This window comes from Vulcanococcus limneticus LL, assembly GCF_002252705.1.
Classification (GTDB): Bacteria; Cyanobacteriota; Cyanobacteriia; order PCC-6307; family Cyanobiaceae; genus Vulcanococcus; species Vulcanococcus limneticus.
This window is the reverse complement of the sequence record NZ_NQLA01000052.1, coordinates 1-19061: the sequence shown is the minus strand read 5'-3', so window position 1 is coordinate 19061 and position 19061 is coordinate 1. Positions and strand designations below refer to the sequence as shown.

The window sequence follows — 19061 nt, the reverse complement described above, 5'->3', positions numbered from 1 at the left end:
TGGTTTCGGCCATTGGAAGGGAGGAATCCCGCTGACCAAACCCAATGCTGACAGGCCTCGCAAGAGCCACATGGACAGACCTTTAGGCAGCCCTGGCAGTTCTCCTACATGCTGCAACTGGCCCGCGGTGCCGGCGCCTCCATCAAGGGCGACATCCTCAAGAACCAGTCCCGCCTGAATCCCGCGGTGCATGCCGAGAAGCCCATGCCCGTTGTGGCTCAGGGCTCCAATGCCGCCGGTTTCTGCAAGGTCGCCAGCGATGGCGTCACCCTTCAGGATGTGGGTTCTGGCGAAGAGGGCCGCACCTTCCGGGTGGAGATCACCGGGTTCAACAACTTCCGCCTGCACAAGCTGCACGGCGACAATTAGGTAGGCGGCCGCCTACGTAGTTGTCACCGGGCAACAAGCGCAGCAATCGCGTGTGCTTCACCCCAGGGCCGACTGAAAGTCCGTCATAGGGGGGGGCTGGTGCGGCCATGATGGTGCCGGTTTTGTCGGGACTGCTCCCGTCCGTTGGCCGACCCCGCTGCCACTGCTGATCTGATCGCCTTTCTTCAGGCCTTACCGGAGAGGCGGAAGCGCCGAGGGGTGCGTTATCCCCATTGGCTGCTGTTGTTGATGGCGATCCTGGGCATCCTCAGCGGCTGCCGCAGCGCCAGGGATCTGGAGCGTTTTGCCAAACGGCATCACCAGGCATTCGGCTCCGCGCTGTTCTCTGGAGCACACAAGGCCCCTATGGGCCCCGCTTCGGGCTGTTTCGCAACCAGCTCTCATCCTGCAGAGGCCTTGCAGCGCAGGCGATCAGAGCCTGCCAATGACTGTTTGTTAAGCGCTGCTGATGGGGGCCATAGGTAGGGTCAACAATATATGGGCCAAGCGGTGAGGCGGACTTCGGCCTGCTCGCTCGATTTGGTGCCGTGATCCCCTGGTAGCTCGCTCTGCCGGCAGGGCGCGCATTCCCCTCTTCACCCTTGACCCAGTCGAGAACAGGAGCCTCCCCCCAATGTTTGACGCCTTCACAAAGGTGGTTGCCCAGGCTGATGCCCGTGGCGAATTCATCAACGCTGGCCAGATCGACGCCCTCGCGGCAATGGTCGCCGAAAGCAACAAGCGGATGGATGCTGTCAACCGCATCACCTCCAACGCGTCCAAGATTGTCACCAACGCGGCCCGCGACCTGTTTGAGGCACAACCTGCCCTGACAGCCCCAGGCGGCAACGCTTACACCAGTCGCCGCATGGCTGCCTGCCTGCGCGACATGGAGATCATCCTCCGCTACATCACCTACTCCGTGTTCAACGGCGACGCCTCCGTGCTGGAAGACCGCTGCCTGAACGGCCTGCGTGAGACCTACCTAGCCCTCGGCGTTCCCGGTGCTTCCGTGGCCGAAGGCGTGCGCAAGATGAAAGACGCCGCCATCGCCATCGCCAACGATCGCAATGGCATCACCGCCGGCGACTGCTCTGCACTGATGAGCGAGATCGGTACCTACTTCGATCGCGCTGCTGCGGCAGTAGCCTGAATTTTAAGCAAAAACTAATTCTTTAGTCAGCAACTCCCATGAAGACCCCTCTCACCGAAGCTGTTTCAGCAGCCGATTCCCAAGGACGCTTTCTGAGCAACACGGAGATCAACTCGGCATTTGGTCGGTACAACCGTGCCAAGAGCGCCCTTGCAGCAGCAAAGGGATTAACCGAGAATGCAGATAGTCTTGTCAATGGTGCTGCGCAAGCCGTATACAGCAAGTTCCCTTACACCACTCAGATGCAGGGTGCCAACTACGCTGCTGATGCGCGAGGCAAAGCAAAATGCAGCCGTGATATCGGCTACTACCTGAGAATGGTTACGTATTGCCTTGTGGCCGGTGGTACTGGGCCGATGGATGAGTATCTGATTGCCGGCATTGATGAAATCAACCGCGCCTTTGAGCTGTCTCCTTCATGGTACGTTGAAGCCCTCAATTATATCAAGGCTAATCATGGACTTTCTGGCGAGCCAGCCACTGAAGCCAATAACTACTTGGACTATGCAATCAACGCCCTAGTTTGATTGCATGCAATCAATTGTTGCATTCTCGGGCTCCCAATGTGGGGGCCCTTTGTTTTTGCAAGCCAAAGCTAAGAGTCTGCAGCTCAGAAGCTATCATTGCAATGAATACATACAACCCAGTCAACCATAAATACTCAAAGCCATAAGATTTAGCTAGTGGTATTTAAAGGAAGAATTTTCCCCATTGGCTATTCGACATCATGTATATAAGCAGATATAAGCCCGCATCGCCCACCCCCTTCTCCTTGACAAGAGCATGACGTTCCAGCAGCCCGAGCAGATCATAAACTTGATAAGACAAGCAGGAGAAAGCGCGGAAATCATATACAAATCGGGAGATATTCATCTTCGCATTGACCTTAGGAGTGACGACATATCCCTTTGGAGATCGCATTTTATGGCTCATTATAATAATGCAAATTTACTCGTTGCATGCCAAGATAGTGATAGCGATCTAATACAGACACAACTCACATGGGTCGTAGGCTCTTCTATTCGGACCGCTCTCGTATCTGGTAAAAAAGAAGCTCAAGCGCTCTTGGAAGCAATCGGTATAGTGGCCGAGCTTGCCAGTCTTGCATGCGATCGCTGCTATGGATTAGGCGAGTCGACTATATGGGCATTCTACTTGGACCGAAAAGATACATTGTCCGCAACTCCACTTGGCTCTATTTTATGACAACAGAAACGGAATACAAAGCGGAGATTAGCCGTCTTATCGCGCAAGCCAACGTATGTGGGCTTGGCGCAAGAGAAACTATACCTATGGAAGTTCGAAAGATTATCGTGATTGCAGATGCAGCGCGATGCGCACTGAGTCTAAATGAAATAGAGCATATCTGCACTATTTGCAAAGTCTCAGAAAGAGCTGTTGCCGAACTAATCGACAAGTCACCAAAGATGATTGCCAGAGCGAGAGCATCATTGCTATATAAACAACCAGGGTTGATAGTGCAAGGAGGAGAGCTTTTCCCTGAGCATAGAGCCATGGCGTGCTGGAGAGACTGCGAGCAGTTTATGAGGGTAGTGACTTACGGAGTAGCATGTAATTGCACAGAAATCACCGATAAAGAAGGCATGAAGGCATTATTGGAACTCTATACGTTTTTGAGAGTACCAGTAAAAGCACTCTTGTACGTCTTATCAGAATTAAAGATTCTCTCAGTCAATAGTCTTCGAGGATCAGGCTATGAGAGTGAAAGCTTTGACGCTGAAAATGCGTTTAACGACTTGATCTCTGCGCTAGATCCAAAAAGTGAATAACGACTCAAGAGCCACAATCACGCGATCAAGATATTCAACATACATTCTGCCAGCGCAGTTTAGTCCTAAAATACAAACGCCATAAAAGAACTAGCGTTAACAGAACGGACATCCAAACCATCCCGAATCCCAACTCAAGATGAATTTATTGCCAGAGAATCCACAGCAGTGGCATCCCCCAGAGACATGCGAACCTGATGTGGTTTATCAGGTGCCGCTTGATGCACGCGGAGCTCGTTGGTCACATCGAATTCTACCTCCTCTAGACCTAAGAGAATCTAAACTGTGCCGAGCAGATCTAAGAGGTTCCGATCTTTCTGGCTGCCAGCTTGATGGCTGTGATCTCAAGTTAGCTCGTTATGATATGAATAGCAAGTTTCCCGAAGGATTTAATCAATTCAGATCTGGAGCAGTCGGACCCAAGGCTTATCTTAACGGTGCATTTTTTAATGGTGCCGACTTAAGGGGGATGGACCTCAGTGGGAGTAGTTTCATGGGGGCCTATCTCAGTGGTTGCGACCTTAGCGGCTCTGTGCTTGATGGTGCAAACTTTGTGGGGGCCGATCTTCGCTTTGCCAGAATACAGGGGTGCAGCTGCAAAGGAGCGCGCTTTACGGGTAGCCAATTGAATCAGGCAGATTTACGCACAACTAACTTCATTAACACATCCATCGATACTGCAGAAAGCATTCAGGGGGCCGATTTTAGTTGTGCCACTGGGATCAGTTCTGAGCAGCTTATAAACCTTTTATCACGGCCACACACGGAGCTTGATTGCTGGAACCCATTCACTCGTACGACAACCCGGGCCTCTCTGGAGTCGCTTCGGTGCTGAGGTCAAGCGAACAAAGACTGCGAGGCCGCCGCTGCACTGCCAATCAGGGCGACCAAAGGACGAGAGGACAGCAGCTGGAGAGTGCGGTCAGTCAGAAGGAGTTGAGTTTCATAAAGCAACCTGCAAGCTTGGCCGATAAATCACGGATAATTGTGAGGTTTCGCCAACGCACCCATGCCCTTCGGCCCCGCCTCGATTCTCGGTGTTGAACGCTTCGCTCAAGACTGCGAGGCCCCCCAGGAGCTTGTGCCTGGGGATGATGACGCCGCCAAGGAAGTTCTGATTCGTGCTGTATACAAGCAGGTCCTCGGAAATGCTTATGTCATGGACAGCGAGCGCCAGCTGGTTGCCGAATCACAATTCAAATTAGGCGAGATCAGCGTGCGTGAATTCGTGCGCACCATTGCAAAAAGTGAACTCTATCGCTCACGTTTTTTTGATGCGTGTGCCCGATACCGATATATTGAACTCTCGTTTCGCCATCTGCTTGGGCGCGCGCCTGCCAGCTTTGAGGAAATGCGCCGCCACGCAGAGCGACTTGATGCAAGCGGCTATGAATCAGACGTCGACAGTTTTGTCGACTCTGATGAATACCAGAACACCTTTGGTGAATGGACAGTTCCGTACCAGCGGGGCTGGAGGACTGAATCCTGCGCCACTCTCCAGGAATTCACATGGTCGTTCCAGCTACTGCGGGGAAACAGCAGCAGCAGCCTGAAGGGAAACCTCTCCGGGATCCAGAGTCGGCTGGGCGGAGCAGCCTACCAAAACCGCCCACTCCCTGTGGTAGCACCATCATCGATCGATTCACAGGGATGGAGTTTCCGCCCATCACCAAACCTCGGCGATGCCGCTACTCGCAGTGGCGTTGGCGCAGGGCAAGAAGGAAAGGTCTATCGGGTTGAAGTCACAGCATACCGTGCAAATAATGTGCGGCGTGTCTCCCGATACACGAAGTCTAATCGTGTCTATTTTGTTCCCTACAACAAGCTATCAGAGCAGTATCAGCGCATTCATCGTGAGGGAGGGAAAATAGCTAGTATTACCCCGGTTTGAAAAGTTCCGAGTGCAGGCAGAGATCAGCGCTCTTGTTCATGAATGTCCACAGACTTCTGAGCATCCACGCCAGCACTATGGCAGATCTAAAAGACTGTTAAATGTCAGGACGACCACACCACGTCCCTCATTCATCCCTAGCAATGTCAATGAATCAATCTCCTGCACTTGGATTTGGTGCCATTCAATTACTAGACGCACCTGCCAGGTTTTCGCGAAGGCTGAACCATGAGGCTACAGAAGCAGCAACGAGCAATGATCGATACAGAAACCAGCAAGACCTAAACGATCCTGGGGCGTTCACAGCCAGCGATAACGCGTCCTATCAGCTTGCGGTGATTGCTGCCTATCGCCAAGTATTCGGCAATGTTCAGCCGATGGAGAGTGAGCGTCTGCTGAGTGCCGAATCGCAACTCCGCAATGGAGATATCAGCGTTCGTGAATTCGTGCGCCGCCTTGCGCTATCAAGTTTTTATCGCTCTCGCTATTTTGATGCGGTGTCTCCGCATCGTGCTGTTGAACTGAACTTCAAGCATCTACTCGGTCGCCCGCCGCAGGACGAAGCCGAGATCAGTGCCCATGTGGAAACGGTTGCCACCTCTGGTTTTGAAGGTGAGATTAACAGCTACCTTGATTCCGATGAGTATTTGCAGACATTTGGTGAGGACACTGTTCCTTATCCCACCAGCTGGAATTCTCCACTGGGTCAGCCACAGTCTGCCTTCAACCGGATGGCGGCTCTTGAGCAGAACTTCGCAGGAAGTGATACCGCTGTGGGGAATAAGAGTCAGCTATTGGGTAACCTTGCAAGAGGCTACAGCCTCTCGATCAAGGTCCCGGCTCAAGTCTACAGGTCTGGAAACGCAGGCAGCGTGAATCGATCATTGGCGGTAGGTACCCGTGGGATGTTTGAGCCCGTCAGGCGGATCAATGCCGATGGGGGTGACTCCGCACCGATGCGCGGCGATCTTTACGTCGGCTTCGGTCTTGGCCAACGAGATCAGGAGGTGTTTGAGCGCAGCGGTGGTGAGTCCGCTGATCAAATTGCAGGGCTGATACGTGCAGCCTACCGCCAGGTGATGGGCAACCCCCATCTGATGGAAAGCGAGCGGAGCCTCACAGCAGAGAGCCAGTTCGCGGAGGGTCGGCTCAACACGCGTGAGTTTGTACGTGCAGTTGCTCTTTCTCCTGATTACCGGCGCCGCTTCTTTGAGAGCAACGCGCCCTATCGCTTTGTGGAGCTCAACTTCAAACATCTTCTGGGTCGAGCTCCACTCACTCAAGCAGAGGTAAGCGAGCACATCCAACGACTCGCCAACGAAGGCTACGAAGCCGAAATCAACAGCTATATTGATAGCGATGAATACCAGAATCTGTTTGGCGAGAACACTATTCCGTTTGTTCGTATCAGCTCAGAACAAGGTCGCTCCCAGCTAGCATTCAACCGTCATCTTTCGCTGGCAGGGGGCTATGCATCGAGCGACACAGTCCAATCTGCATCGAATCTGGTGATGTCGGTGGCCACCAATACGGTGCCCAGCAATTGGTCAAACACGTCGCAAAGGATCAACCGCATCGGTGCCAACGCTGGCACCACCGAGCCAACAGGCAAGCGCTATCGGATTGTCGTTCAGGCCCAGCCTGCTGGAGGCCGGCAGCGCACGCCGAATGCGACCTATCTCGTCTCAGGGAAAGACATGACCAGCCAGCTCGGTTATGTCCATCGCCGAGGTGGTCGGATCCTCTCGATCACTGAAGTGCTCTGATTGCTACAAGGCGATCAAGACTACGTTCTCGCCAACTCAAAAACATTCACTCTGTCTCCACCCATGCCTGAAGCTACAATCGCTACAGCTGATGCCAGTCTCCGTCAAGAGTCGGCACAAGCCATTATCCGTGCGGCCTACCGCCAGGTGTTCGGCAATGCCCATCTGATGGAGGAAGATCGTAGCGCCACTGCAGAAAGCCTTTACATCAACGGCGATCTCAACGTCCAGGGGCTGGTGACCGCCCTTGCCCTATCAGACAGCTACCGCCGTCTTTTCCTGGACAAGAATGGACCCTATCGCTTCGTGGAGCTCAACTTCAAGCACCTCCTAGGCCGCGCACCCCGCAATCAAGCTGAGGTTAGCGAGCATGTGCAGCGACTTGCAAACGAAGGTTATGAAGCTGAAATCAACAGCTACACCTTCAGCGTGGAATACATCGACGCCTTTGGGCTCGATGATGTACCAAACATGCGCGGCAGCCAAAGCCAAATCGGTGAAAGCAACGCCACTTACGTCCGTTCGAAGGCCATTGGCAACGGCTTCGCCGGATTTGACGGAAGCCATCAGTCCGTGCTTCTGAGCAGCATTGGCACCGGCACTGCACTCTTTGCTGGCAGCAAGGTCCCAGGTCCTGGAAATCGAGACAGCAAGCGTTACGCCATCACCTGGACCACTGCGAACCCAGTGGGCATGCGTCGCCGTTCCGTGCAGACATCGATCGCTCCCTACAGTTCCCTGACGACAGCGATTCAAGGCATCCAGAAACGAGGCGGACGCATCCTTTCTGTTGCAAACACTTAACGACCACGGGCCTGGAGTCAATCCAGGCCCCCTTTCCCAGTAGCGTCAGTAAACGGCTGGATAGTTGGGAATGATTGTTTTCCCAAGGTTCAATCGCCATCGAATTCTGCTCAGGACAACTCAAATGCCTCTATCGCCGCGCCAATACATTCAGAAAAAGGGCCCATGTGAAAAGCCTGTAGGCCATTCAGGGAGTGGCATTTCCATGGCTACGGCCCTAATGGTGGAGTCTATGGTTTACATGGTACACAATTCTCAAGCTCTGCAGAAAGGCGAACGTTGAATCTGACGCTTCGAAATCGAGGTAAAGAATGAATCTCGAAACATTTGTCTTGCAGAGCGAAGGGAATTGGCGCTGTATGAGAAGCGGCCACTCGCTTGCATTTCGGCAGTTTGAGGAAGTACTGAGCCATATCACGATCAAGCGGCTTTCACTTGACGATCCACAGGTATTCGATCTGATAGCAACAGCTGATGAGCCAGAGGGTAAGCCTTGCTCACCTTTTTTTATGGAGTGGAGCGCAGAAAGTGACTGGGAGCCTGATGATCCATCGCTTGTCAGTCAGGGGTCATGTGTGCTGATTCCATTTGCGACAAATGCAGACGAAGGGTTTTTGCTTCGCAGTGTAGGGTATGCCGAACCTGAGCAAGCTATCGGCAAATATTGCTTTCTTTCCGATGGCACGTTTACACTCACAACGCGCTACGGGCAATCCATCGCAGAGGAGAGAATCTGGTTCGTATCAGAACATGTGCGCTGTCGTTCTTCGGTGCTGAGAACCTCGGAAGGATCTGGTGTTCTACAGACTTCATTTTCGTCAGAAGTCCGGCGACTTACTCTCTAAAACAAGAGCTGTTCTAGCCGTGGACCCCTCTCTTCTCTTCGCCAAAACTCTTTGCGGCCATTATAGCAACCTTGATCAAGCTCAGCAAGATCCTTCAAAATTCGCGCGCATTAATATCTTCTTCATGCCTCTCCCCTGGGAGGTGCTCCGTGCACCGGGCATTTATTCTGAACAGAGCTACGACCACGATCCGTGGCGCCCATACCGACAAGGAGTTCATCGCCTGAGCCGATGTGATGATGTTCACATTGTTGAGAATTTTGGGCTTGACCAGCCGGAACGGACCGCCGGAGCTGGGCTGTATCCTGAACTTCTCCAGTCGATTGATGCCAATGCCCTCATCGAGCGATGCGGGTGCGCCATGCATTTTCGATGCGTTGAGCCTGGATCGTACCTTGGTGAGCTTGAGCCGGGTCAAAACTGTTTGATTCCCCGCGATGGGAAACTCACCTATCTCGTCAGCGAAGTGCAGCTCAATCAGGACCGTTGGAGCAGTCGAGATCGTGGCTTTGACCCACTCACTGACGCCCCGATCTGGGGTTCAGAGCATGGGATGCTACATTTTGCAAGAATTCAATCCTTTGCAGACCAGTTAGACGATAGCTGGCTGCAAACATAGCAGGATGAGCCGCGAAGATACGCTGTGATGTGCACAAATGATGCTCATAAGTTGCTGAAGGCGTGGATCCGATCGCAGCATTTGATCTGCCTAGGCACAGACTTCATCTTTGAAACTGTTGACCAATCGCAAATGGAACGTTTCGAGCAGTGCATGCTGGATTGTGGTGGACATGTGAGGGAAGTGCGCGCCGTGGGAAATTGGCCAATGGGACCTAACCGATCATTCAAAGTGTTGAGAGCTGTGGCCTCTATACCAAGGCCTGGCGGAGAAGAACTTGTCCAGTACTGGGCCAGCCGTGGAGGCAAGAGCACCCGTTATGCGGAAATTAACCACTGATGGCCCGCAACAACTGGAGACGAGCCTGCACGTAGGGATGGTTTTCATTGCCATTGATCACATTACTATCTTCGCCAGAATCGATCCATTCTTGAGCCATTGCTGCCGCGTAGCGGCATTCCCACCAGGGCGTGCGATCGACATCTTGCCATCGGCTGAGATGCCGCTTACACAGCAGGGGATCTAATGAGGCCAGAGCCAATAGTGCTGCAGCTTTTGATTTGACGAATTGCGGCCTTTGGTTATCAACCGCCTCGACGAGCCACTCTGTAATCAACGCCATGGCTTCCATGGGCCATTGTTTGTGGGAACCAAAAAGTCGAATAAAAAAGTAATGCGCACCATAATCGTTATGCGCATCCTCGAGCCAGCCTCGCCGCAACAGCGGCCAGAGAGCCTCAGCTGGCCGTTGACGCAGTGTCTGAAGTGCCAGATAGCATCGGCTGAAGTCAGTTCCAAAAAACTCCTGGATCAGGAATGCATTGTCAGGCTCATCGTCATAGCGATGCACCAACACCAAAGCACTTGGATCATCGCGCACCAAGGCATCAAGCGTTTCTGTCAATACCATGCCCTCACAAGACGTGGAACTCTCCGGCCAGAGAGCCTTAAGAGCACGCATCCGAAATACGGGGGAAACCGGAGCCTGGAGGACACTCGGGAGAAGATTGATAGCACCAGCATTGATCACATCCTGGATAGCAGACTGGCGATCCATCTGATTTGGCAGAGTGAGATGGTCTTCAAGGGCAAGTAGCTGATCACGCTGACCTGATAGCTGGGCAATGGCACACAGAGCTGCCCCGCGCACACCAGGATTGGAATCGTTCTGGAGGCTTTCAATCGCTGCCAGGGCAGAGCGAACCCTTAATCCAGCCAGGCTCTGGATCAATACCCGACGATTCTGGGCAGGATCAGCCAGGCAATCGATCATCACCTGATGCAACATTGAATCCATACAACCCAATTGCTCAAGAGCCCAGGCACTATTTTCAACGAGGTAGGGATCTTCACTCTTGAGGCAATAACCGATAGCCGATATTGCTTGTTGAGCATTCAGACGACCAAGCACCTCCACCGCCTTACGCTGGGCTAGACGGATGGGCTGCTCTACGGAATCAACGGCAAGGAGTTGCAGGAGGGCTTTCTCGGTGGAGTCTCCAGGAAAATTGATCAGGTGGGAGGCCGCCATGTAGTAATCGCTGGCCGATTCAAGTGCCTCAATAGGCTGTTCTAAAATCCGCAGAGCCTCCTGCTGGGTGAGGCCAGGATGAATGTTGTCGAAACGGCTCACGGATGGCGCTGCAGGACGGACACTAGATTCACACCTAGCACCATTGCAGGTCAGGTCGCCCAAGCAGGCCGTTTGTTAAGAATCTTCCATATATTGACGGTTTGCTTGATGTTGGTGCACGATGGGACAGCGTTGTTCCTGCCAACATGGGGCCTTTCCTAGCCAACTCCTTTGTGATCAAATTGAGCCTTGGCAAGGGTGCAAGGCTGAATTCACCACAAAAGTTGTGCGTGCCTTACGAAGTACTCAGTCGCACACTGGATCTCATCAATCACCAAGGAGCAGGGGTGCAGAATGTTTCCGCTCAGGGGGCTACAAGCACTCAAGCCCCTCAAGACCAGACCCCCCCTGCAGCGGTGTCGACGGAGAAACAGCCTCGGGTTGCTGGAACGAGGCAGCGTCGGTCGCGTGGCTCCTAATCAGCCTTGCATCGCGAACACGCCATCGGCAGGACGACCCTGCTTCAGGGCCTCCCAGCCGATAGCGCGCAAAAACGCTGGGCCGTCCATCGTTTCCACCACATCCACACCCCAGGCTCCCAGCGTCAGGGGAGAACCAGCTGAGCTTGGACTGTCCTTGCGCCCTCCAAGTGCCAGCAACTGATGCCCATCGGTATGGCCGCAGGCCCGCCGAAACCCCCGCCATGCCTGGATCAAGTCAACGGCCAGATCCGCAGGTGCCAGCTCCGATTCGATGCGAATGAGCCAATGGGGATGATCCAGCGGCTCTGCCGAAACAATCCCTGAAGCGTGGGCCTTCAACCCTGCTGCAAGGTCCACCGCGTTGAAGGGCGGTACGCCCGGCTCTTGTACCTGGAGGTTATGGGACAGAACGAAGCAGGTCATGCCGATGCCGTGTGTTACAACGACCCTAGGCGGTCGCCAATGCAACTCGATAATGCTTCCACCCGCTAGCCAGCAGCCGTGAATGCCAGCCAATGCTCGCCGATCAGTGGGCAACCCCTCCAACTGAGCGAAGAGGAAGCCAGCCAACTGGCGGAGGAGCTCAAGCACCAGCTCCGGTGTGGAGAGGTGCCTGATGCCAACAGCAGCAGCATTGAAAGAATGGTGGCGGGGCTGGGCGACCGGCGTGGTCTGATGCGACTCACCTTCGCCGAAAGCCTCGGGGTCGTTGGCAAAGCAGCCGTGCCAGCCCTTTGCCAGGCCCTTGAAGGCCACGACAATGTCACGGTGCGGCGTGCTGCCGCCAAGACCCTCACGCTGATCGAAGATCCACAGGCTTTGCCAGTCCTGCTGAAGGCCCTCCTGCATGACCCTGACCCAGTGGTTCAGGGGTCTGCCGTGGGTGCTATGGCTGCACTGGGCGCGGAAGCCGTTGATGCACTCCTGGGTGTCCTGATCAACCCCAAAAGCAGTTCAATGCAGCTGGGCTTGGCCAGTTGGGGGCTTGCTTTTGTTGGCGCGCGGGCCCCTGAAGCTTTGCGCGAGGCCGCAGGCTCCGAGCATGCGGAGATCAGAGCTGCTGCAATTGCTGCATTGGGCGATCAAATCCAGGCTCAGGGGGATGAATCCGCAAGAGATCTCCTGATTCGTGCACTAAGCGATCAGCATGTCGATGTGCGGGCCGAGGCAACCACCTTGCTCGGCAAGCTGCATGATTCTTGTTGGGCAACACCACACCTCATCCCGCTCCTCAATGACCAAGCGGGCCAGGTGCGCAAGAACGCAGCTCTTTCACTGATGAAGCTTCAAGCAAGTGACGCGTTACCAGCCCTGCGCGAGCACCTCCAGTGCGAGCACGAACCAGATGTGACGGCCGTTTTACGAGTTTCCATCAGCCAGCTCGAAAGGATCTGATCTTGATCCTCAAGCCAAGTCAGCTACCGTGTTGACGGGCTTTTAGATCCTCGATCCTGATCAGGGCCGAGCTCACAGTCTCCCGCACGTAATCATCAGTTGCCGGGTCATCAAGCAGCTGCTGTAAGGCTGGCTCAATAGCAGGATGATCGATCTGTGCCAACGCATTGACCGCTGCAACTCCTTGAGCTGGATTGTTACCGCGACTCACCTGCAGCAAGAGAGGCACCGCTTGGCGACCCACCTGACCTAACGCCATGACGGCTGCGACCGCAACCACAGGTGAGCGATCATCAAGGGCTTCACGCAAAACCGCCATGGCCTGCTCAGTAAACGCTTGGCCTGCGTAGTTGGAAGCCAACTGGGCATAGGCTTTAATGCAACTTGCCCTCACCGTGTCATCGCTACTGGTGCTGAAGCACTCAGCAATCGGCTGCATCGAGCGTGCGCCGAAGGCCCCAAGCCCCCGAACAGAAGCACGTCGCAGAGACACATCCGGCTGATCCAGGAGCTCGATCAAACGCGGGATTGCTTCGTCTGGCCAGTGTTCGACCATAGCTGTGAAGGCACGCGTTTGAATGTAGGGGTTGGGATGGGCAAGATCTGCAAACAGTTGATCGAGATCGGGGGGGTGCGGCATTGAAGTAGTCACTGTTTTGAGGCTGGGAAGTGGAACCTAGACCGCCACGACCCGCCGATGGAAAGCCTGAAACAAGACATGAAAAAGGGGGCCTTGCGGCCCCCGGATGGCAGCATCAAGAATGAGGCTCAGGAGAGCGCATTGATGGCGTAGTCCAGGTAGGACTTGAACTCGTTCAGAGCCTGGGGGCTCAAGTCACGAGGGGAGCATGCGCGGTCGCGGGTGAAGGTCAGCGCTTCCACGTAGGCAGCCGTCGGCAGACGCAGGGTGCGATAGACCTCGCGGGCGCCTGCGATGCCCCACTCGTCCAGGGGGCCGGTTCCGCCGACCACGAGGGAGTAGTTGATCAGGCGCAGGTAATGCGCGATATCGCGGTAGCACTTGTCCACCTTGGTCTGATTCTCACCTGCCTCGCCAGCTTGCTTGAGGTACGGATACTTGCTGAAGACAGCGTCACCTGCTTCCTTGGTCACTTTGTCCAGACCTTGGGCAAGCTTTTCAGCAGCTTCCAGGCGTGCAGCAGCACGCTGGATATTGCCCTGAACGGCCTCAAGGTCATTCTGAGAGGGGAAGCGACCGGCAGCATCAGCGGCGGTCACCACAGTGGTTACAACAGATTTCATCGTGGGTCTCAACAGAAAAGGGTTGTGTTGTTAAAGATCAGGATTGATGCCTGAATTTGTTCAGTTCAGCGCGCCGATCACTCGGTCAAAGTAGGAGGCTGCTTCAGCAACCAAGGCGGAGCAATCACCCTTCACGGTTTCCATCTTGCGGAAACGGGTCTCAACAGGATTGGTGCCGCTGGTGTTGGTCTCGTTGATATGAGCCGTAGAAGAAGCCTTCATGATGGCCACAGCGCGACTAGCCGATTGAAGGGGCACGCCGAGGGCGATGTAGGTTTCCTTCAGGCCGTTCAGGGCGCGGTCATCCAGCACGGAGGCATCGCCGGCCAGCAGGGCATAGCTGATGTAACGCAGCACGATCTCGCCATCACGCAGGCAGGCAGCCATGCGGCGGTTCGGGTAGCAGTTGCCACCAGCTTGGATCAGGCCGGTGTTTTCGCAGATGATGCCGGTCACGGCATCGGACACGATGCAGGAGGCATTGCTGGTGATGGCGTTTACAGCGTCGAGACGCTTGTTGCCTTCAGCCACATAGTTACGCAGAGCGGCCAACTCACCGCCACCGATCGGAGCAGTTTTGGCGTCAGCGCTGACGACAGCGCGAGAAAAGGCGTCGAGCATGGGGGTCGGGACAGGGGGGGGGATGCTTGGTCGAGTATCGGCTGAAGCCAATGGCGCGAACCACCAGGGACTAGTGATTTCCGCTCTCGTCACCTGAGCACCCAGGAAAACTACGGCCATCCCCACTCGCCATTCCCCGATCCGATGCATCACGCAAACTTTCGTGATCCCGGTCGCCGGCACTCCCTGGCTCTAGTGCTCGCAGTGCTTCTGGGAGGCGGTGGGCGGAGATGGCGCGCGCCATTGCCAGAGGAAACCGCCTTCTTCATTTTTTGTTCCGGATTGGCGGCCGGTGCTCAGAGGGCTGGTGTCTGCAGGACAGCTCGCCAATAAGCTGAGGCACGCCAGTGAGCTTCCACCATGTCCAGCGCCAGTTTTGACCCGGTCGCGGCCGACGCCATTGCTGAGCCGTCTCCGAGCCGCGAGGAGCTGCAGGAGGCCATTGAGCAGCTCATGGCGTTCCGAGATCGGATTGTGAGCGACGTCACGGGCATGGGCCAGAAGCTGAAAATGCCGCAGCAGCAGGTGGCCTTCACCCTGTCCCAGCATCCCGAGCTTCAGAGGATCGAGTCCGTTCTGGCCCAGCTCCAGCTCCAGATCGCTGAGCTGGCCTAACCCTGCTCCCATTCACTGCTGCCTCTGCAACCATGGCGCCTGCCCAATCCATGCGTGAGTTCCTGGAGGCCAGTCGTGGGGTCTGGCTGACCCGTCGAGCTGTCCATCACCTCGACCATCAGGACGACGAATCTGGCGATTCCAACCTCGTGATCGAGCCTTTCAGCTGTTTTGACCCTGCTGTGCAGCAGATCTGCCAGGCCCTCGACATTGACCCAGGTCTGGCCGCTGGAGGAGCTCGCTTCTGGTGGGAGAGCAATCTCAAGCCCCTGGCCCGAACCGAAGACCAGGCCGCTGTAGTCATTGACATTCCGATCGAAGGCGATCCATCCCGGGGATTCCTGGTGCGGGACAAGGGCTATGTGGAGAAACAGCCGGTGCTCAGTGAATACGTCTTTTCCCCTGATGGTGTGATGACGGTGACGACCCGCTACGACAGCAATGTGGGCACGGAGCGCTGCTGGTTTGTGACAGATCAGGTGCGCATGCGGGTGAGTTCGGTGCAGTGCCTCGATGGTGTGTCAATGACCACCTATTGCACGGAGCTGCGTTGCCCATCCGTTGAGGATCTTCAAGCGGTTCGGGCCAGTGCCGAGGCCCTGGCCACCCGTCTCGTGTCCCTGACCCACTGAACTGCTGAACTGCTGCGCTCGACGATGTTTGATCCCTTTCTCCAGGAACTAACCAGCAGATTGGAAGCGTCGGGGGGCCATCCCCTGCCACCGCCCGACGGGCTGGTCGAATGTCGATCTCAGAAGCAACAGAGCGTGATTCGAAGCTGGCTGTGGCAGGTGCCAGGATTTCGGCGTTGGCGCGTGACCAGATTGGATGCCGGTGACAGCCTGCAGGTGCTCAATTCCGTGGCTTATCCTGATTTCTCCAATGATCAGCCTTTGCTGGGCATCGATCTTCTCTGGTTTGGTGCCCGCGGAAAACTGGTTGCCGTGCTCGATTTTCAGCCACTGGTGCAAGATCAAGACTACCTGGATCGTTATTATCAAGGGCTGCGCGAGCTAATCACTCATTACCCAGATCTGCACGGTGCCGAGGCGATGCGCTCCTTTGATCCTCACCAGTATTTTTCACCATGGCTGCTTTTTTGCCGTGGGGGGGCTGAGCAGGCTCAGGGATCACTGCCCAGTGCTTTTACACTCTTTCTTGACTGCTACTGGCAACTCAGCGCCGCTGCCAACCATCGCACTTCACAGATCACCGCTGAGGAGGTTCAACGCCTGCAGCAGGATTACGACGTGTATAGCGCTGAACGCGATCCAGCCCACGGACTCTTCACCAGCCACTTCGGCAAGGCCTGGTCTGATCGTTTTCTGCACGAGTTCCTGTTCCCCGCAAGCCGTCAGCCATGACCTCTTCCCGTTCCAACAGTCTTGAACCCGTCAATGTTTCGAACTGGCGATGGCAGCCCTTCCTGGAGCACGCGGTCAAGGTGCTTCAGCAATTCAACCCCATCGCCTACCCGATACCCCAACAATTTCTTGAGCAAGCCGGAGCCACTGGGTCCAAGGCCCAACCCGTAGCAGTTCACACTGCCACCTGGGCGTGTCAAACCGAGAAATTGCGCCAGGTGAGGGCTGCCTGTGTGGAAGCTGGAGCAGCGGCTTCCGTTCTCAACCTGGTGATCAACCCCAGCTGCCGGTACGACCTGCCATTCTTCGGCGCCGATCTCGTGACCCTGCCCTCCGGACACCTGCTGGCGTTGGATTTGCAACCGGTCGACCGTGGCGATCCAGTTCACACCCAGCCTGTCTGGAATCGTTTGCTGCCCATCTTTGAGCGCTGGAAACCACTCCTGCCCCATGGTGGACCCATTCCTGCAGAAGCAGAGCCTTACTTCTCTCCAGCATTCCTCTGGGCTCGCCTGCCACTGGGGGAATCTTCAGATGCACTAATCAGCAGCACTCTATTCGATGCTTTTGCTGAGTACCTCAATCTCTACGTTGATCTAGTGCGCGCAGCACAACCGGTAGCAGAAGAGCGCTCAAGGTTTCTGCTTGATGGCCAACGGCGCTACACCCACTACCGCGCAGAGAAGGATCCCGCGCGCGGCATGCTCAGCCGCTTCCACGGTGCCGAGTGGACCGAAGCTTATATCCACGAGGTGTTATTTGATCTGGATCGTCACTACCCCGCATAGTCCGAGATCAAAGCAGGCCGATGGCATGGAGGGGGCCCCGTCCGCTGATCAGCTCCACCAGGAAAGCGGAGAAACCCACCATCGCCAGCCGGCCGTTCCAAACTTCTGAACTGTTGTTCCAGCCCCAGGCCCACTTGTCCTGGGGGTAGAGCTTCACCCGGCGGGGCAATGCCGCCGCCTGATCGAGGTTCACCTCAGGCCCCTCCAGGGCGTGCTGCACCAGCTGGGCCAGGCCCTCGATGAACGCCGGAGTGGTGTTGAGCGCCGGGACGCGCCGGAAGTTGCTGATGCCGGCCTCCGAGGCGATTTCCCGGTACTCGATGTCGATCTCCTCGAGGGTCTCGATGTGCTCGCTGACGAAGCTGATCGGCACCACCACCAGATCCTTGACACCGGCCTCTCCGAGGGCCTGCAGGGCGTCATCGGTGTAGGGCTTGAGCCACTCCACCGGCCCCACCCGGCTCTGATAGGCGAGCGTGAAGGGATTGCCGTGGCCCAGATCGTCCTGCAGGCGCTGCATGATCAGCCGCGCGCAGGCTTCGATCTCCTGTTGATAGGGATCACCCGCCTCCTCCACGTAGCTCTTGGGCACGCCATGGGCACTGAAGAACACATGGGCGCTGGCGGGATCGGGGCAGGCCTGGATCTCGCGGGCGATCAGACCAGCCATGGCACCCACGTAGCCGGGGTCGTCGAAGTAGCTGCGGATGCAGCGGATGGGCAGACGGGCGAAGGCAGGATCGGCCTGGCGCAAGCGCTGCAGCTCGCGGAAGCTGGAGCCGCTCGTGCTGATCGAGAAGTGGGGATAGAGAGGCAGCACCACCACTTCGTCGATGCCATCGGCCTTGATGTCGGCCACGGCCGACTCGGTGAACGGGTGCCAGTAGCGCATCGCCACGTAGCTGGTGGCTTCGATGCCGCGCTGGCGCAGGCTGCTCTGCAGCTCGCGGGCCTGTTGCTCGGTGATGCGACGCAGGGGCGAGCCGCCACCGATCGAGCGGTAAGCCGCCTGGGATTTGCTCGCCCGGAGAGTGCTGATCAACCAGGCCAGGGGCTTCTGCAGGGCCGGGTTCGGCAGCCGGATGATCTCCGGATCGGCGAACAGGTTGTAAAGGAAGGGGCCGACGTCCTGAATCCGTTCGGGGCCGCCGAGGTTCAGCAACAGCACGCCGACCTTGCCGCACGCCTTGGACATGGCCTACCGATCCAGCTATCCCTTCATGGTACGACCGGATCTGGGGTCAACAGTGAGCCCTGACGGGACTATCAGCCGAGGAAATGCAGCCATGGCTTTGCAGCAGGGATGACGACAAGCACTGCCCACTGCCAGAAGGAATCATCTTGCAGCTGCAGGAGTTGAGGGGCAAGCATTCATCAGAGGCGTCGATCAGCCTGCCAAAATGGGACAGTCAAAAACCAAGGATGATCTCATGGACGAGGAGGGCTTATCCAAACAGACCAGATCAGGTTCTGATCGGCAGTGGGACTTCATGCGAGCCAGCTTCGATGGCGACTGGCTGGGGATGACAACGTGGTACGACAGAAACGCCAACGGCATGGATCTGAACCACGGCATCTGCAGCCCTACAGAGTCGCTGTACGCCATTCGGTTTTCTGATGCTGATAGCTGGCGTCCCCTTCAGTGGTGTAATTCCCCCGGCACTCCCACCCCGGCGTAGCTGGGGTGGGCCGCGCACCTCAGGCGATCGGCTCCACAGCTGAC

The 19061-nt window shown here is 56.0% G+C and carries 23 protein-coding genes; 17 read left to right on the top strand and 6 right to left on the bottom strand.

All coding sequences use genetic code 11. The annotated features are described in order from the left end of the window. The first annotated feature begins 108 nt into the window (after positions 1 to 108). The 12 genes from CJZ98_RS14880 to CJZ98_RS19155 all read left to right on the top strand — a co-directional run bounded on the left by CJZ98_RS14880 (position 109) and on the right by CJZ98_RS19155 (position 9576). On the top strand, positions 109 to 369 hold the full coding sequence (locus CJZ98_RS14880) for a hypothetical protein (RefSeq protein WP_232756508.1): 261 nt from the start codon (positions 109 to 111) through the stop codon (positions 367 to 369). Between the two features lie 144 nt (positions 370 to 513). Next, entirely contained in the window at positions 514 to 855 is a 342-nt protein-coding gene (locus CJZ98_RS19570; RefSeq protein WP_094591912.1) for a transposase family protein, read from the top strand. A gap of 148 nt (positions 856 to 1003) precedes the next feature. After that, positions 1004 to 1522, top strand: coding sequence for a phycocyanin subunit beta (locus CJZ98_RS14870; protein ID WP_094591911.1), 519 nt, complete (start codon positions 1004 to 1006; stop codon positions 1520 to 1522). 38 nt (positions 1523 to 1560) lie between these two features. Continuing rightward, positions 1561 to 2049 carry a phycocyanin subunit alpha gene (gene cpcA / locus CJZ98_RS14865; protein ID WP_094591910.1) on the top strand — a complete coding sequence of 163 codons (489 nt, stop codon included), beginning with the start codon at positions 1561 to 1563 and terminating at the stop codon, positions 2047 to 2049. A 615-nt stretch (positions 2050 to 2664) separates the two neighbouring features. Then, complete coding sequence (locus CJZ98_RS14860; protein WP_157911018.1) at positions 2665 to 3312, top strand: globin family protein; 648 nt, start codon at positions 2665 to 2667, stop codon at positions 3310 to 3312. A 139-nt stretch (positions 3313 to 3451) separates the two neighbouring features. Next, a complete protein-coding gene (locus CJZ98_RS14855) occupies positions 3452 to 4147 on the top strand; it encodes a pentapeptide repeat-containing protein (protein WP_094591908.1) in 696 nt (231 codons plus the stop codon). A gap of 174 nt (positions 4148 to 4321) precedes the next feature. After that, positions 4322 to 5203 carry a phycobilisome linker polypeptide gene (locus CJZ98_RS14850; RefSeq protein WP_094591907.1) on the top strand — a complete coding sequence of 294 codons (882 nt, stop codon included), beginning with the start codon at positions 4322 to 4324 and terminating at the stop codon, positions 5201 to 5203. 143 nt (positions 5204 to 5346) lie between these two features. Beyond that, positions 5347 to 6969 (top strand): phycobilisome rod-core linker polypeptide, encoded by a 1623-nt coding sequence (locus CJZ98_RS14845; RefSeq protein ID WP_094591906.1) that lies wholly within the window; start codon positions 5347 to 5349, stop codon positions 6967 to 6969. Between the two features lie 63 nt (positions 6970 to 7032). After that, entirely contained in the window at positions 7033 to 7773 is a 741-nt protein-coding gene (locus tag CJZ98_RS14840) for a phycobilisome rod-core linker polypeptide (protein WP_094591905.1), read from the top strand. A gap of 311 nt (positions 7774 to 8084) precedes the next feature. Further along, positions 8085 to 8618 (top strand): phycobiliprotein lyase, encoded by a 534-nt coding sequence (locus tag CJZ98_RS14835; protein ID WP_094591904.1) that lies wholly within the window; start codon positions 8085 to 8087, stop codon positions 8616 to 8618. A 19-nt stretch (positions 8619 to 8637) separates the two neighbouring features. Then, complete coding sequence (locus CJZ98_RS14830) at positions 8638 to 9237, top strand: chromophore lyase CpcT/CpeT (protein ID WP_094591903.1); 600 nt, start codon at positions 8638 to 8640, stop codon at positions 9235 to 9237. Positions 9238 to 9264: 27 nt separating this feature from the next. Then, positions 9265 to 9576, top strand: a complete 312-nt coding sequence (locus CJZ98_RS19155) for a CpeR family transcriptional regulator (RefSeq protein ID WP_094591902.1) — start codon at positions 9265 to 9267, stop codon at positions 9574 to 9576. Here the strand turns inward: CJZ98_RS19155 and CJZ98_RS14820 are convergent. Beyond that, positions 9566 to 10870: a HEAT repeat domain-containing protein gene (locus tag CJZ98_RS14820; RefSeq protein ID WP_094591901.1), complete on the bottom strand. Its 1305-nt coding sequence runs from the start codon at positions 10868 to 10870 to the stop codon at positions 9566 to 9568. The two genes, CJZ98_RS19155 and CJZ98_RS14820, sit on opposite strands and share 11 nt — an antisense overlap. A 419-nt stretch (positions 10871 to 11289) precedes the next feature. Next, positions 11290 to 11715, bottom strand: coding sequence for a DUF2656 family protein (locus CJZ98_RS14815; RefSeq protein WP_094591900.1), 426 nt, complete (start codon positions 11713 to 11715; stop codon positions 11290 to 11292). Positions 11716 to 11793: 78 nt separating this feature from the next. Here CJZ98_RS14815 and CJZ98_RS14810 point away from each other — a divergent pair, with 78 nt between their 5' ends. Further along, a complete protein-coding gene (locus CJZ98_RS14810) occupies positions 11794 to 12687 on the top strand; it encodes a HEAT repeat domain-containing protein (RefSeq protein WP_094591899.1) in 894 nt (297 codons plus the stop codon). 19 nt (positions 12688 to 12706) lie between these two features. Here the strand turns inward: CJZ98_RS14810 and CJZ98_RS14805 are convergent, their stop codons facing one another. The 3 genes from CJZ98_RS14805 to cpeB form a co-directional block, all read right to left on the bottom strand. Next, complete coding sequence (locus tag CJZ98_RS14805; RefSeq protein ID WP_094591898.1) at positions 12707 to 13327, bottom strand: HEAT repeat domain-containing protein; 621 nt, start codon at positions 13325 to 13327, stop codon at positions 12707 to 12709. 128 nt (positions 13328 to 13455) lie between these two features. Beyond that, positions 13456 to 13950 carry a class 1 C-phycoerythrin subunit alpha gene (gene cpeA, locus CJZ98_RS14800; protein WP_094591897.1) on the bottom strand — a complete coding sequence of 165 codons (495 nt, stop codon included), beginning with the start codon at positions 13948 to 13950 and terminating at the stop codon, positions 13456 to 13458. Between the two features lie 60 nt (positions 13951 to 14010). Beyond that, positions 14011 to 14571 carry a class 1 C-phycoerythrin subunit beta gene (gene cpeB, locus CJZ98_RS14795; RefSeq protein ID WP_094591896.1) on the bottom strand — a complete coding sequence of 187 codons (561 nt, stop codon included), beginning with the start codon at positions 14569 to 14571 and terminating at the stop codon, positions 14011 to 14013. 360 nt (positions 14572 to 14931) lie between these two features. Here cpeB and CJZ98_RS14790 point away from each other — a divergent pair, with 360 nt between their 5' ends. The 4 genes from CJZ98_RS14790 to CJZ98_RS14775 are packed head-to-tail and all read left to right on the top strand — an operon-like array spanning position 14932 to position 17338. Next, on the top strand, positions 14932 to 15186 hold the full coding sequence (locus CJZ98_RS14790) for a hypothetical protein (protein ID WP_094591895.1): 255 nt from the start codon (positions 14932 to 14934) through the stop codon (positions 15184 to 15186). Between the two features lie 50 nt (positions 15187 to 15236). Continuing rightward, the gene (locus tag CJZ98_RS14785) at positions 15237 to 15818 is read left to right on the top strand and encodes a phycobiliprotein lyase (protein ID WP_094591894.1); all 582 of its coding nucleotides are present in this window, start codon (positions 15237 to 15239) and stop codon (positions 15816 to 15818) included. Between the two features lie 24 nt (positions 15819 to 15842). Then, positions 15843 to 16550, top strand: coding sequence for a 15,16-dihydrobiliverdin:ferredoxin oxidoreductase (locus tag CJZ98_RS14780; protein ID WP_094591893.1), 708 nt, complete (start codon positions 15843 to 15845; stop codon positions 16548 to 16550). Next, positions 16547 to 17338: a phycoerythrobilin:ferredoxin oxidoreductase gene (locus CJZ98_RS14775; RefSeq protein WP_094591892.1), complete on the top strand. Its 792-nt coding sequence runs from the start codon at positions 16547 to 16549 to the stop codon at positions 17336 to 17338. Before CJZ98_RS14780 ends, CJZ98_RS14775 begins: the two co-directional genes overlap by 4 nt. 7 nt (positions 17339 to 17345) lie before the next feature. Here the strand turns inward: CJZ98_RS14775 and hemH are convergent, their stop codons facing one another. Beyond that, positions 17346 to 18533 carry a ferrochelatase gene (gene hemH, locus CJZ98_RS14770; RefSeq protein WP_094591891.1) on the bottom strand — a complete coding sequence of 396 codons (1188 nt, stop codon included), beginning with the start codon at positions 18531 to 18533 and terminating at the stop codon, positions 17346 to 17348. Positions 18534 to 19061: the final 528 nt, after the last annotated feature.

Excerpts from the sequence above, each read along its gene's own strand:
- hemH (WP_094591891.1), bottom strand. The coding sequence starts at position 18,533 with ATGTCCAAGGCGTGCGGCAAGGTCGGCGTGCTGTTGCTGAACCTCGGC.
- CJZ98_RS14775 (WP_094591892.1), top strand. The coding sequence starts at position 16,547 with ATGACCTCTTCCCGTTCCAACAGTCTTGAACCCGTCAATGTTTCGAAC.
- CJZ98_RS19155 (WP_094591902.1), top strand. The coding sequence starts at position 9,265 with ATGTGCACAAATGATGCTCATAAGTTGCTGAAGGCGTGGATCCGATCG.
- CJZ98_RS14790 (WP_094591895.1), top strand. The coding sequence starts at position 14,932 with ATGTCCAGCGCCAGTTTTGACCCGGTCGCGGCCGACGCCATTGCTGAG.
- CJZ98_RS14845 (WP_094591906.1), top strand. The coding sequence starts at position 5,347 with ATGTCAATGAATCAATCTCCTGCACTTGGATTTGGTGCCATTCAATTA.
- CJZ98_RS14815 (WP_094591900.1), bottom strand. The coding sequence starts at position 11,715 with ATGACCTGCTTCGTTCTGTCCCATAACCTCCAGGTACAAGAGCCGGGC.
- CJZ98_RS14840 (WP_094591905.1), top strand. The coding sequence starts at position 7,033 with ATGCCTGAAGCTACAATCGCTACAGCTGATGCCAGTCTCCGTCAAGAG.
- cpeA (WP_094591897.1), bottom strand. The coding sequence starts at position 13,950 with ATGAAATCTGTTGTAACCACTGTGGTGACCGCCGCTGATGCTGCCGGT.
- CJZ98_RS14835 (WP_094591904.1), top strand. The coding sequence starts at position 8,085 with ATGAATCTCGAAACATTTGTCTTGCAGAGCGAAGGGAATTGGCGCTGT.
- CJZ98_RS14855 (WP_094591908.1), top strand. The coding sequence starts at position 3,452 with ATGAATTTATTGCCAGAGAATCCACAGCAGTGGCATCCCCCAGAGACA.
- CJZ98_RS14850 (WP_094591907.1), top strand. The coding sequence starts at position 4,322 with ATGCCCTTCGGCCCCGCCTCGATTCTCGGTGTTGAACGCTTCGCTCAA.
- CJZ98_RS14780 (WP_094591893.1), top strand. The coding sequence starts at position 15,843 with ATGTTTGATCCCTTTCTCCAGGAACTAACCAGCAGATTGGAAGCGTCG.
- CJZ98_RS14880 (WP_232756508.1), top strand. The coding sequence starts at position 109 with ATGCTGCAACTGGCCCGCGGTGCCGGCGCCTCCATCAAGGGCGACATC.
- CJZ98_RS14785 (WP_094591894.1), top strand. The coding sequence starts at position 15,237 with ATGCGTGAGTTCCTGGAGGCCAGTCGTGGGGTCTGGCTGACCCGTCGA.
- CJZ98_RS14870 (WP_094591911.1), top strand. The coding sequence starts at position 1,004 with ATGTTTGACGCCTTCACAAAGGTGGTTGCCCAGGCTGATGCCCGTGGC.
- cpcA (WP_094591910.1), top strand. The coding sequence starts at position 1,561 with ATGAAGACCCCTCTCACCGAAGCTGTTTCAGCAGCCGATTCCCAAGGA.
- cpeB (WP_094591896.1), bottom strand. The coding sequence starts at position 14,571 with ATGCTCGACGCCTTTTCTCGCGCTGTCGTCAGCGCTGACGCCAAAACT.
- CJZ98_RS14860 (WP_157911018.1), top strand. The coding sequence starts at position 2,665 with ATGGGCATTCTACTTGGACCGAAAAGATACATTGTCCGCAACTCCACT.
- CJZ98_RS14805 (WP_094591898.1), bottom strand. The coding sequence starts at position 13,327 with ATGCCGCACCCCCCCGATCTCGATCAACTGTTTGCAGATCTTGCCCAT.